Source organism: Serratia sp. (in: enterobacteria), assembly GCF_046715635.1.
Taxonomy (GTDB): Bacteria; Pseudomonadota; Gammaproteobacteria; order Enterobacterales; family Enterobacteriaceae; genus Chania.
The window spans coordinates 1-12384 of the sequence record NZ_JBKJYW010000048.1 but is presented as its reverse complement, the minus strand read 5'-3'; the positions used below and the strand labels follow the sequence as shown (position 1 = coordinate 12384).

11 protein-coding genes are annotated in these 12384 nt (G+C 50.2%); 6 read left to right on the top strand and 5 right to left on the bottom strand.

The features are described 5' to 3' along the window. Window positions 1-353: 353 nt before the first annotated feature. The 3 genes from ACLQ7H_RS02400 to ACLQ7H_RS02390 all read right to left on the bottom strand — a co-directional run bounded on the left by ACLQ7H_RS02400 (window position 354) and on the right by ACLQ7H_RS02390 (window position 2864). Entirely contained in the window at window positions 354-620 is a 267-nt protein-coding gene (locus tag ACLQ7H_RS02400) for a DksA/TraR family C4-type zinc finger protein (RefSeq protein ID WP_021805127.1), read from the bottom strand. A gap of 166 nt (window positions 621-786) precedes the next feature. Continuing rightward, the gene (gene dps / locus ACLQ7H_RS02395; protein ID WP_411751287.1) at window positions 787-1290 is read right to left on the bottom strand and encodes a DNA starvation/stationary phase protection protein Dps; all 504 of its coding nucleotides are present in this window, start codon (window positions 1288-1290) and stop codon (window positions 787-789) included. A gap of 566 nt (window positions 1291-1856) precedes the next feature. Beyond that, window positions 1857-2864: a LacI family DNA-binding transcriptional regulator gene (locus ACLQ7H_RS02390; protein ID WP_411751286.1), complete on the bottom strand. Its 1008-nt coding sequence runs from the start codon at window positions 2862-2864 to the stop codon at window positions 1857-1859. Window positions 2865-3109: 245 nt separating this feature from the next. Between ACLQ7H_RS02390 and ACLQ7H_RS02385 the strand changes: the two genes are divergently transcribed. The 6 genes from ACLQ7H_RS02385 to ACLQ7H_RS02360 all read left to right on the top strand — a co-directional run bounded on the left by ACLQ7H_RS02385 (window position 3110) and on the right by ACLQ7H_RS02360 (window position 10417). Further along, window positions 3110-4351 carry an MFS transporter gene (locus ACLQ7H_RS02385; RefSeq protein ID WP_411751288.1) on the top strand — a complete coding sequence of 414 codons (1242 nt, stop codon included), beginning with the start codon at window positions 3110-3112 and terminating at the stop codon, window positions 4349-4351. A gap of 18 nt (window positions 4352-4369) precedes the next feature. Beyond that, the gene (locus tag ACLQ7H_RS02380; protein ID WP_411751285.1) at window positions 4370-5803 is read left to right on the top strand and encodes a glycoside hydrolase family 32 protein; all 1434 of its coding nucleotides are present in this window, start codon (window positions 4370-4372) and stop codon (window positions 5801-5803) included. A 183-nt stretch (window positions 5804-5986) separates the two neighbouring features. Beyond that, entirely contained in the window at window positions 5987-7354 is a 1368-nt protein-coding gene (locus tag ACLQ7H_RS02375; protein ID WP_411751284.1) for a carbohydrate porin, read from the top strand. Between the two features lie 23 nt (window positions 7355-7377). Then, the gene (locus tag ACLQ7H_RS02370; RefSeq protein WP_411751283.1) at window positions 7378-8340 is read left to right on the top strand and encodes an aminoimidazole riboside kinase; all 963 of its coding nucleotides are present in this window, start codon (window positions 7378-7380) and stop codon (window positions 8338-8340) included. Window positions 8341-8406: 66 nt separating this feature from the next. Continuing rightward, window positions 8407-8940, top strand: coding sequence for a (d)CMP kinase (locus ACLQ7H_RS02365; protein ID WP_411751282.1), 534 nt, complete (start codon window positions 8407-8409; stop codon window positions 8938-8940). A 271-nt stretch (window positions 8941-9211) separates the two neighbouring features. After that, window positions 9212-10417 (top strand): aldose 1-epimerase family protein, encoded by a 1206-nt coding sequence (locus ACLQ7H_RS02360; protein WP_411751281.1) that lies wholly within the window; start codon window positions 9212-9214, stop codon window positions 10415-10417. Window positions 10418-10460: 43 nt separating this feature from the next. On the opposite strand, the gene nanQ is transcribed toward ACLQ7H_RS02360, so the two are convergent. Beyond that, a complete protein-coding gene (gene nanQ / locus ACLQ7H_RS02355) occupies window positions 10461-10928 on the bottom strand; it encodes an N-acetylneuraminate anomerase (RefSeq protein ID WP_411751280.1) in 468 nt (155 codons plus the stop codon). Window positions 10929-11068: 140 nt separating this feature from the next. Continuing rightward, on the bottom strand, window positions 11069-11956 hold the full coding sequence (rhtA, locus tag ACLQ7H_RS02350; RefSeq protein WP_411751279.1) for a threonine/homoserine exporter RhtA: 888 nt from the start codon (window positions 11954-11956) through the stop codon (window positions 11069-11071). Window positions 11957-12384: the final 428 nt, after the last annotated feature.

Sequence of the window (12384 nt, the reverse complement as noted above, 5' to 3'; positions counted from 1 at the left end):
TAAAAATAGACTTCATGAGAGGAATTCCTGTACAGGTTGCGGATTACCCATTTTTTATGTTGCATTTTGTGCTATGGAAGAATCGTGCCAAGTTTGCAATCATTATAAAAACAAGGGGTTGTGTTGTGATGTTGGGTTTGGATAGCCAATTATAATTTTTATGCACCACTTGCGGGCACCAAAATGGTGCAGTGAGACCGTGGTGGTGCAACTGAGCTATCATCAACTAAACAATAGCCGGGAAACAACCGATAATTAACAATTATCGATCAATAATGATAACTAAATCTAACTTTATAGCCATAGTCCGATTTCATTTGGTGCAAACAGGCGTGTTTTGAAGGGAGGCCGGGTTAACGCAGTTGGCTGTCTTTGCTGCCCCGGCGATTGAACAGGCTGCTGGCAGCCTGTTTTTTATCCATTTCAGCCTGGCAGTTAACACAGTAGCGCACTCCTTGCAGCGCCAGACGCCGGGCTTCGGGGATCTCTGTGCCACATTCCTGGCAATAGTGTTCGCTTTCGCCGTGGCCGAGGGCCTGACGAGCACGTTGCACGGCATCATCTACGGTTGAATCGATTTGGTCCTGAACCGCGCCGTCCGCTGTCCATCCACCTGCCATGTTTACCTCGCTATTGAACCTGTGAATGTTTTCAATGCTGATTGGATAATATTGAGTGTAATCCAGGGCGTTTTTTATACAACTCGGTTTTCAGATAAAAAAAACAGGCTGGGGCAAGGCCCGCAACCTGTTGTGTCGCACAAAGATCAATAATACCTATCTTTCTTTATTCAATGTTGGATTCGATAAACCACAGGAACTTGTCCAGATCGCGCGATGCGGCGGTGAACATGTCTGCTGTGTCTTCATCCGGGACTTCCGTGATGGCTTGGCGGATGTCGTTGGCGACGGCTGCGTAACGATCGGCCAGCGCTTTCAGGTGCTCTTGCACGCTGTGAATATTGGTTGGATAGCTTTTCAGCGGGGTGGTGTCATTCACCACCTGTACTGTACCCAGCGCAACGCCGCCTAGTTGTACCACTCGTTCTGCAAAAGTATCTTGATGGTCGGTGATGGCGGTGCGGAAGCCGTCGAGCATTTCATGCACGGCAATAAAATTGGCACCACGCATATTCCAATGCGCCTGCTTGGTGATCAACGACAGATCGATAAACAGCACAACCTGATGGTTAAGCGCCTTGATTGCGGCCTGCTTGGTTTGTTCATCCACGTCATTACGTGTGTACAACAGGTCAGAAGATTTCGTTTTCACCAGTTTAGCGGTACTCATATAGATATCCTCTTCTTGATGGGTGTATACCCGTCGTCTTTCAAGCTGCAGCGTTGTTACCTGCACAGCTACGCGGCCCATCCCTGGGTTTCGCCCCTTCGGGGCCGCTGTGTACAGCGTTCAAATCTGTTCCCGACAGATTTGTCACCCCAGTCACTTACTAAACGTAAGCTCCTGAGGATGAGATAGCTTGTCGCCTAGCTGCAACTTGAAATCCATAGGGTATTCGTCCTATTTTTGCTACGGGGACAATTATAGCAGCTTAAATTTATTTTGCAGGGCGAAAAGGGCGATAAAATAAATAGGCAATAACCGCTGGCTATTTTACGTAGAAAGGCGTATGACATATTATTCGCTCTGTTACCTATTGATAATAAAGGTTTTTCAAGGTTGTTGATGATGGGGTTTAGATCCCCTGATAATAATGGACACCGATTGGAGGGATATTTCAATGCGCAATTATTGCAGGGTGTTTCTGAGTGTTGAAATAGGGATTGTTTTTTCCATTAATTCATATTGATAGCCAATTATCCCTAGGGTGTGCGCCGTAACTATTTTTTGTAAAATTACAGGTAGCTATGGATCGACGCTCTATTGAGCAAGGGCGCAGGTATTTTGACAGTATCGGTCTGTGTCTTGCCTTGGATGATATGCAGGGCAGCAAGACGCCCTATTTCGTAATGCGGCAGTTGTACCGTCGAGAGCGGCGGTAAGAATAGCTCGCCAATGCCGATCATATTGTCGTACCCCACGACTGCCACATCTTGCGGGATGCGCAGACCCTGCGCCAGTAGCGTCTGATAGACCATAAAGGCGATACGATCGTTGCCGCAAATGACCGAGTCGAACATCGGATTACCCTGCTTGATATGCGCTAGCACAATGGCTGGGATATCACGGTAGTGCTCATCGCCATACTCCATATAGAAATGCGTGAGGGTGTCGGGGTTGATACCCGCTTGCCGACAGGCGCGCTCCAGTCCCTGACGGCGGCGCAAGGAAGCAATATGTTGTTCTGGCAAGTGTAGGCAGAGTGGTTGACGATTACCTGCAGCGAGCAGAGCCTGCACCGCCTCGTACTGACCTTGTTCGTCGTCCGGAATGTAGCTGGCTACAGGCTCGTGCAAACTTTCACAGTTGGCCAGCACGCACGGGAGGGTGAGCAGTTTGGTCGGCAGCGGCACCTGGCGTAGCCCCATGGTGGTGTAGATGATGCCGTCTGGCCGGTGTGACAGCAGAAGGTCAACAATGGTATTTGGGTTATCGTCAGAGAACATATTTACCACGAAACTGTTCCAGCCATACGCCCGGGCGGTCTCTTCGATCGACAGAGTGATTTCCACCGAGAATGGCGTGGTAACAGTATCGAGAGCCAGCACCCCAATAGTATTCGGCGTAGCATGAGCACCGCGTATTTTTTTCGCTGACAAATCGGGAACGTAATTGGTCTCATTGATGGCGACCTGCACGCGTGCCAGGGTCTCAGGCTTTAGCCTTTCCGGGCTATTGAGCGCGCGGGAGACCGTCATGAGCGACACATTGGCCAGTTTCGCCACATCCTTTAGAGAAGCCATATCTATTACTCTCGTCATTACTCTCAGGTAACAGGCTATACGACGAAGTTACTGATGTAAAAGGTTCAGCGGCTATTCTGTCGTAGAAAGCGAAAGAACCGTAGCGAGTCATTTTTGATCGCGATCTCACTTTTTCAATGTTAACGTTAACTTTTGTGATTAACATCATGAATCTCAGCAAAACGATAAGCGCTTTTTTATTTGTTAACGTTACCATGCTAGCATTACTTCAACACGAGAATGCCATTATGAAAGCGCATCACTCTCATAGCTACCCACTACTCAGTGCATTACTGTTCTTCTTTTTCGTGTCCTGGTCCTCTACTGGCTCTTTACTCTCTATCTGGTTGCACCAGGAAGTGGGGCTGAAAGCGGGAGATACCGGTATTATCTACGCGGTGCTCTCTGTCTCCGCGCTATTTGCGCAAATCTTCTACGGTTTTATCCAGGATAAACTCGGCCTGCGTAAAAACCTGCTCTGGAACCTTACCGGGCTGTTAATCCTTTCCGGGCCTGCCTATTTGTTGTTTAGTTATCTTTTACAAATCAATATATTGCTCGGAAGCATCTTCGGTGGGATCTATATCGGCATAACCTTTAACGGCGGTATCGGCGTGCTGGAATCGTACACCGAACGCGTGGCGCGCCAGAGCCAGTTCGAATTCGGCAAGGCGCGGATGTGGGGATCGCTGGGCTGGGCGGTAGCGACGTTCTTCGCAGGGCTCCTGTTTAACATCAACCCGAAACTCAACTTCGCGGTCTCCAGCTGTGCCGGGCTGGTGTTCTTTATCCTGCTGGCGCGGCTGCGGGTGTCTTCTGCACCGCATGCGATGCAGGAGGCGGTGTCTGGTGGCAAAGTGAAGCTGGATGACGTGCTGCGTCTGCTGACGCTGCCGCGCTTCTGGGCGCTGGTGTTTTTCGTCATCGGTACCTGCATTTACGGCGTGTACGATCAGCAGTTCCCGGTTTACTTCTCTTCACAATTCCCAACGTTGCAGGAAGGCAACGCCATGTACGGTTATCTCAACTCGTTCCAGGTGTTCCTCGAAGCCGCCGGGATGTTCTGCGCCCCGTGGTTAGTGAACCGCATCGGCGCGAAAAATGGCCTGATTTTCGCCGGGATGGTGATGGCGTTGCGTATGGTGGCCTCCGGGCTGGTGGAAGGGCCGCTGCTGATTTCCATCACTAAACTGTTGCACGCGGTAGAGTTGCCGATCCTGCTGGTCGCTATCTTTAAATACAACAGCTTGAATTTCGACAAACGCCTGTCTGCCACCCTCTATCTGGTGGGGTTCGCCTGCACCAGCTCGGTTATCGCTTCGGTACTGTCGCCGCTGGCAGGCTATAGCTACGAAAAATACGGCTTTGCCCAGTCCTATCTGATTATGGGACTACTGGTGTTCTGCACCACCTTTATCTCCATCTTCCTGTTGCGCTCCAGTAAGTTATCTTCAGATCCTCTGATGTCGCAACCTTCCGCTATATGATTGAAAAGAGTAAAGCATATGACGTATTCAATATCCAAGGCTGAACAGGAACTGCAGGCTAAACGTGAAACGCTGAGCTTGCGCTGGTATCCGCGCTACCATCTTGCCGCGCGCGCGGGCTGGATTAACGATCCTAACGGTCTGGTCTGGTTTGACGGTTGGTATCACGCTTTTTACCAGCATCATCCGTATTCCACGCAGTGGGGACCGATGCACTGGGGCCACGCGCGCAGTAAAGATCTGGTTCATTGGGAGCACTTGCCGGTCGCGCTGGCCCCGGAAGGCCCAGAAGATAAAGACGGCTGCTTCTCTGGTTCGGCGGTTGTTGATGGCGACACCCTGGCGTTGATTTATACCGGGCATAAATTCCATGGCGACGCCAGCGATGAGGCTAACCTTTATCAGGTGCAGTGTCTTGCGACTAGCCGCGACGGGGTCTGCTTTGAGCGTCAGGGGATCGTGGTAGATACACCGCCGGGTCTGCACCATTTCCGCGATCCGAAGGTGTGGCGTGAAGGGGATAGCTGGTACATGATAGTCGGTGCTCGCGATGGCGAGACCGGCCAAGTGCGTCTGTATCGTTCCGCCGACCTGCATCAGTGGCACGATGCCGGAGTCCTTGATGAGGCGGAAAAAGAGATGGGTTATATGTGGGAGTGCCCAGACTTCTTCACACTCGATGATAAACGCATCCTGATGTTTTCTCCTCAGGGGATGGTGGCTGAAGGTTTCAACAACCGTAATCTGTTCCAGAGCGGCTATCTGCTCGGTGAATGGCAGCCGGGGCAGCCGTTTGTTCGCAAAAGCGAGTTTATTGAACTCGACCACGGCCACGATTTTTATGCACCGCAAAGCTTCCTGACTCCCGATGGCCGCCGCATCGTTATCGGCTGGCTGGATATGTGGGAATCGCCGTTGCCCGAACAGCAAGATGGCTGGGCGGGAATGCTCTCTCTTCCGCGAGAACTGAGCCTCGGCGCAGATAACCGTCTGCAAATGCGCCCGGCCAAAGAGGTAGAGGGTCTGCGAGGCGCGTGGTTCCCATGGCCAGTGAGTACGTTGAAAAATCAGCAGACCACGATGGTGGAAAACTGCGAGGCGATGGAGGTGATCCTAAACTGGGATTGTGCTAACAGCAGCGCAGAACAGTATGGCATCAGCTTCGGCGACGGTCTGCGCGTCTATGTTGATGCGCAGATGCAGCGTCTGGTTCTGGATCGCCGTTATCCGCAGTATGGCCTGTGCGGGGTACGAAGCGTACCGTTGACAGCAGGAGCATCGCTGAAACTGCGGTTGTTCTTTGATAGCTCTTCAGTGGAAGTTTTTGCTAATGATGGCGAAGCGTGCCTCAGTAGTCGTATTTACCCGGACGCTGCGCGCCGTGAGCTAATGCTATTTGCCTGGAGCGGTTCGGCCTCCCTATCCGAGGCGGGGGCCTGGCAGCTCGAATAATCTATTTTTATATGCCAGGGATGTGGAAAACAAAGTATTGCGCACGCTTGTACCGCATCCCGAACTCTTCAAGTCATAGGTTTTAAACGTGTTAATAACCCGTTTTATGTGACGGGCGGGTAATTATTGTCGTCATCATCGAGTTTCACCCATAAATATAAATTAAATAATAATGGATTAACGATGAAAAATAATGATGGTTTACATGTAAAAAAAGTCCGGGTCGGATGTTTGCTCACGTTTTTAGCAAGCGCTTGCGCGAACGCCCATGCACCTCTATCTATCGAGGAGCGTTTGGCGCACCTGGAACAGCGACTGAAAGAGACCGAGCAGCGGGCCGTCCGTGCGGAGACGGAGATTCGTGCGCTGAAACGGCAGGATACACCGGTAACGGTGGCCAGCGCGACGCCGACCGAGCCGGCATTACGGCTTAATGACTATGGCGAATTAAAATTCTATGGTGACGTTGAATTTAATATGGATGGCGCTAGCCGTACCGGCAGTCTGACCTCGTTGAAAACCAGCGCTAATAAAAACTGGGCGCCGGGCGATAAAGAACGCTGGGATATTAACGGGCGTATACTGCTTGGCTTTGATGGATTACGTAAAGGGTCGAATGGGAAATATGCCGGTTTCAGCGTACAGCCGCTTGCGGATATGAATGGCAAAATGAATCTTGATGATGCGGCATTTTTCTTCGGCCAGCAGGATGACTGGAAGATTAAAATGGGTCGTTTTGAGGCCTTTGATATGTTTCCGCTTAATCAGGATACCTTTATTGAATATTCTGGTAATACGGCCAACGACCTGTATTCCGACGGCTACGGTTACATTTACATGATGAAAGAGGGGCGCGGGCGCAGCAGCAGCGGCGGCAACTTCCTGTTCAGTAAAACACTTGATAACTGGTATTTTGAAGTGAATACGCTGGTGGAGGACGGCAGTTCGCTGTTTGTTGACCAGAACTATCACGGCAACGCGCTGGATAGCCGTAAAAACGTCGTTTACGTGCGCCCTGTAGCCGCGTGGCAATCCGGCGAGTGGTCGGTGGCTGCAGCGCTGGAGAGCAATCTCGTTAATAATGCCTACGGCTATCAGAATCAGCAGGGCCTTTGGGTCGACCAGTCCAGGCGTACCGGCTACGGTATGACCATGAGCTGGAACACGCTGAAAACTGATGCGCAGAACGGGGCGGTGGTGAACCTGAGCACCGCATATCTTGATGCGACGGATGAAAAGAACTTCAGCGCCGGTATCAATGCGCTATGGCATCGCGTTGAGCTGGGCTATATCTTCGCACATAACAAAATCGACCGTTTCAATATGGACAGTGTGAATGCTGAATGCGACGGCGATTGCGCGATCCTGGCACCGGGAAACTACGATATCCACACTATTCATACCTCCTGGCAATTGCCGAATATTATGGATATGCCAAACTTTAATACCTACCTCGGGGCTTATGCTTCCTGGCTAGATGCTTCGACGATAAATCCAGGTGACACCGATATGCGCTATGGCATGAGGGTGCGCTTCAAATATTTATTCTAAAATTGGGTGGTTAAGGAAACACTATGAAACTGTGGACAGTTGGCGATGCGGTAATCGATTTATTACCTCAGCCAGATAGGCAATATAAAGCTTGCGCTGGTGGTGCGCCGTTAAATGTTGCTGTGGGTGCAGCTCGCTTGGGATGTGATTGTGGTTTTATTGGCAGAGTCGGTGATGACCCATTTGGCCATTTTCTCCAGCAAACCCTCTATTCAGAGGGAGTCGAAACGCAGTATATACAATTTGATGAGCAATATCATACCAGTACCGTGCTGGTAGCGCTGGGGGATGATGGCGATCGCAGTTTTACATTTTTGGTAAATCCTTCTGCCGACCAGTTTTTATCCTCTAAAAATCTACCCGATTTTGATGATGATATATTGCACTTTTGTTCGTTGGCTCTGGTTGCCAAGCAGAGCCGTGAGACCTTGGTCAAGGCGATAAGTTTAATTAAGCAACGCGGTGGCATCTTGAGCTTTGATGTCAACCTGCGGGAGAAAATGTGGGGAAATCCACAGGAGATGCTGGCAACGGTAACTCAATTTGCTAATCAGTCAGATATTTTAAAACTCTCAGAAGAAGAATTATACTGGATAACCGGTACCACCCATGATGAAAAAGCGTTGGCAATATTAAAAAGATTTCCTTCTGGCCTTAAAATTGTTACCTGCGGTAGCCAAGGGGCTATCGTCTTATGGCAAGACTTGGTCATACACGTAGACTCGTACAAGGTGAACAGTTTAGATACGACGGGGGCAGGAGATGCCTTTATCGCTGGGCTGTTGGCAACTATCTCTCTCAGAAAGGGTTTGCAGGATTTTGAACAATTGCAATCAGCCCTGACGCAAGCCAGCGCCTGTGGCGCGCTGGCGACTACACAAAAAGGCGCTTTATCAGCATTACCCGATGCGGAGGGGGTTAAAAGTTTTATTGGATCTGAGCATAGACTGACATTTAAGGTTAATTCTATAAACCCTCATGAGTGAAATGCAGCAGACCTATTGTAATATAAGATGTCTATAAGTCAGTTAAAATGGATATCGACGCAAAGCATGAAAATTAACGTGGTGGGCACCAGCGGCAGCGGTAAAAGCACCGTTGCCCGCCAATTGGCGCAAAAGCTGGCCGTACCCTATATCGAGATGGATAAGCTTTACTGGCGGCCAAACTGGCAAAATGCCTCGAATGACGAGTTTTTGCAACTGGTCGAACAGGCGCTGGTATCAGCCCCTGCGGGGTGGGTATTAGATGGCAACTATACCCGGACCAAAGCCGTGAAGTGGCAGGAGGTTGACTGGGTTGTCTGGGTTGACTACGGATTCTGTCGCACGCTGTGGCAGGCGGTTCGTCGCGCAGCGGTGCGGGCTTGGCACCAGACTGAGCTATGGCCCGATACCGGCAATTGTGAGAGCTATCGCCGCTCTTTCTTTAGCCGTGAGTCGATCATCCTGTGGACCATCAAAACCTACCGCAAGAATCGTATAAAGTATCTGGCAGACCGGCAGGACCCAGCCAATCGCCATATTCGTTTTATCCAACTGCGCTCTCCGGCAGAAACAACGGCTTTTCTGGCTAGCCTCTGTTAGAGAGCTTTACTCGATTCAGCTTTTTATGTTCGTTAGGCCTGAGTTTCTGTTTTAGGCTGAATCTGCTTCAGCCTAAAACATGATCTTAATCTAATTAATTTGTCAGATATAAATCATTACTCATGATTTTTATTGCTGAACGTCACGCAATTTTTATTCTTTCCATCCTCATTATAGAAAAAGTGACCCTCATCGCATTTTAAAGTGGGCTAAGAACTTAGTTTGTGATGGCTTTGCTAAAACCATTCAGCTAACCAGGACGGAACAATAAATGAACAAGCTTACTGTACTTTCGCTCGCTATCTCTTTGATTTCTGGGTATGCCGGTGCTCAAACTATCGTATTGACCGACAGTGAGAACGGTATTGAACTTGGCAATTGGCGGATTGACAGCTCACAGCTGAAAATTCCCGCTCAGCGCTTCAGCTTGCAACAGCAAGTCTTGCATGGTGGCAAGCAAGAGGGATCGAAAGTCCTTACCCTGACCAGTGAGGGGTTGACCATCACTCTTAGCCCAACGCGCGGTATGGATATTCTGCATGTCAATGGTTCCGGCGTAAGGTTGGGGTGGGATTCGCCGGTGACCGAGGTGGTCAACCCGGCTTATATCAACCTGGAGAGTCGCAACGGTGTGGGTTGGCTTGACGGTTTTAACGAAATGATGGTGCGCTGCGGCTACGAATGGACCGGGCACCCGGGCGTAGAAAACGGCACGCTGTATACGTTACATGGGCGTGCAGGAAATACCCCGGCTTCCAAGGTGGTGGTAGAAATTGCAGAAAAAGCGCCGTATGAAATCCGTATCCGCGGTCTGCTGAAAGAAAATACCTTTAAGAAAAGTAATCTGGAAACCTGGACTGAACTGCGTTACATCCCCGGCACGCAACAGTTTACGGTTCACGATCGTCTAACCAATCATGCTGATTATCCGCGTGACTATCAGATTATTTATCACAGTAACTTCGGTAAGCCGCTGCTGGAAGAGGGAGCCGTGTTCAGTGCGGCAATCAAGGAGATTTCGCCGTTTAATGATTATGCCAAGGGCGGTTTGAAAAATTGGCATACTTACCAGGGGCCTACCAAAGGCTTCGATGAGATGGTGTTCAACATCGTGCCTTACAGTGATTCGCAAGGTAAAACCTTGGCGATGATGAACAACAAGAAAGGCGATCGGGGAGTTGCAATTGGTTTTGATACCCACCAGTTGCCGGTTTTGACGTTGTGGAAAAACACGGATACGGAACGCCAGGGCTATGTTACCGGGATTGAGCCAGGGACCAGCTATGCGTATCCGGTAAAAATCGAACGTGAACAGGGGCGAATCAAACAATTACAGCCTGGAAAGAGTACCGATTTCGAGCTGACTTACACTTTGCTGAAAAATGCTGAACAAGTAAAAGAGTACCAAAACAAGATAAAAACACTGCAAGGTGATCGTGAAGTTAAACTGGTCGAAACTCCGATTGCGGTGGAATAGCGTCTGGTGAGTGGTAGCCGGTCAAGCGACCGGCTCTTTGGCGTCAAAGCAGCAGTTCGTAGTGGACTTTCACCACCACTTTCTTGATATTTTTCGGCCTAGCTATCTGACAGCTGGGCTTGTGTGGCTCCAGCGGGAAGAAGATCACATACATGCCCGGCGTCAGGTACAGGGTTTGTGGGTTGCGTTTGATATCCAGCCATTGTAGATCTTTGCTTTCATCGTAAGGATCGCTGCTTTCCCAACTGTCTGGCAGGCCAAAATCGATCCGCTCTTCACCGCCGATCAGGATCTGGATATCCAGATACTCCTGGTGAAGCTCGGCGCGTTTATTTTCTGCCGGTTCTGTCATCAGCTCCATTACGTTCATATACACCCGATCGCCATCGATCTCATGCCGGCCCAACGGCAGGCCAGGCAAATCATACTGGCGTACGGTATTGAGGATATTGGCTAAAGCGGGTGAGAGGCCACGTCCGAAGCGGGGGTTGTACAAACTGCCATATATCATCCTGATTCTCCCAAATCATAAACACCTAAAAGACCTGCAATGAGTATGTCTATTATTGTTCAGGAAAAAAGTTAACTGGCTTGCAATCATGCAACATTTTGATCGTGGCGCCGGGGACTTGCTGCCAGGCGCCCGCGGGATCACGAGAGGCTTTCAACCTGTGGTTTGGGTTTGATGGTCAACGTGGCCCCCATGGAGGCGGTAATGATAGCGGCCAATGCCAGCCACTGTGTTTGGTTAAGATGCTCGTTGAGGAAGATCATGCCGGAAAGGGCGGCCATCGCCGGTTCCAGACTCATCAGGGTGCCAAAGGTGCGGGCAGGGATCTTGGGCAACGCGATAATTTCCAATGAGTAAGGCAACGCGGTAGAAAGCACTGCGACGGCCAACGCCACCGGGAGAATATCTACGTTCAACAGTGCGCTGCCGGCTTGCCAGGCACCGATCGGGCAAAACACCATGGCGGCGATCAATGAACCTACGGCTACGGTGCCCGGCCCGTGATCTCCACCCGCCTTCTGGCCGAAAATAATGTATATCGCCCAGCAGGCACCGGCACCCAACGCACAGGCGGCCCCGACGGGATCGATACTGCCCATATCGTGGCCAAGCGGTAGCAGGAACCACAAACCGGCGATGGCCAGCAGCACCCAGATAAAATCGATCGGGCGGCGGGAAGAGAACATCGCCACCGCCAGCGGGCCGGTAAACTCCAACGCCACCGCGATGCCCAGTGGCACCGTGCGTAATGAAAGATAAAACAGGTAGTTCATCGCCCCTAGTGACAGGCCATAGATCAGCAATGGCAACCGGCTACCGGCGGCGAAACGCATGCGCCACGGACGGAAAATGATAAACAGGATCAGCGTACCGATGCTCAGGCGCAGGGTGGTGATGCCTTCGGCACCCACCAGCGGGAACAGGCTTTTGGCTAATGAAGCCCCGCTCTGGATCGAGATCATCGCAATGATCAGTAAACACACGGGTACCAGCGTGGAAGACGCTTTAGTGGTTACAGACGAAGACATCCTTTCTGGCCTTATGGAACTCCCCAGCGTCTGGGAAAGATGGGTACAGGTGTTGCATAGTGTAAAGGAATTGACAGCAAGGTGTTGGCGAAAAGCGGGGTGCCGAGATGGATCTGTCAAAAACATGCGCCAACAGGGTTCAAACCCCCCAATAAGTGCGCTTTTTTTAAGAGTATTCTGGATATCACATAGGTGATTGGCGTCACAAAAAAGGGTAGAATGCATCGAAAGTATAGGAAAATTAGTATGATGGAGTGTTCTTGAAATCTCCTGTTACACGATATAAAGATTTAGACACTCTTTTAAAGGCAGAGTTTCACGCTAATTTTTGCTATATTTTCAATGTATGAGAAATTGAAGCACTTTAATAATAAAACGCGTTTGAGGTGGTTATGAAAAAAATTGCATGTCTTTCCGCAGTAGCAGCT

Coding starts and splice junctions, on each gene's coding strand:
- ACLQ7H_RS02360 (WP_411751281.1), top strand. CDS start 9,212: ATGAACAAGCTTACTGTACTTTCGCTCGCTATCTCTTTGATTTCTGGG.
- nanQ (WP_411751280.1), bottom strand. CDS start 10,928: ATGATATATGGCAGTTTGTACAACCCCCGCTTCGGACGTGGCCTCTCA.
- rhtA (WP_411751279.1), bottom strand. CDS start 11,956: ATGTCTTCGTCTGTAACCACTAAAGCGTCTTCCACGCTGGTACCCGTG.
- ACLQ7H_RS02370 (WP_411751283.1), top strand. CDS start 7,378: ATGAAACTGTGGACAGTTGGCGATGCGGTAATCGATTTATTACCTCAG.
- ACLQ7H_RS02390 (WP_411751286.1), bottom strand. CDS start 2,864: ATGGCTTCTCTAAAGGATGTGGCGAAACTGGCCAATGTGTCGCTCATG.
- ACLQ7H_RS02365 (WP_411751282.1), top strand. CDS start 8,407: ATGAAAATTAACGTGGTGGGCACCAGCGGCAGCGGTAAAAGCACCGTT.
- ACLQ7H_RS02380 (WP_411751285.1), top strand. CDS start 4,370: ATGACGTATTCAATATCCAAGGCTGAACAGGAACTGCAGGCTAAACGT.
- ACLQ7H_RS02400 (WP_021805127.1), bottom strand. CDS start 620: ATGGCAGGTGGATGGACAGCGGACGGCGCGGTTCAGGACCAAATCGAT.
- dps (WP_411751287.1), bottom strand. CDS start 1,290: ATGAGTACCGCTAAACTGGTGAAAACGAAATCTTCTGACCTGTTGTAC.
- ACLQ7H_RS02375 (WP_411751284.1), top strand. CDS start 5,987: ATGAAAAATAATGATGGTTTACATGTAAAAAAAGTCCGGGTCGGATGT.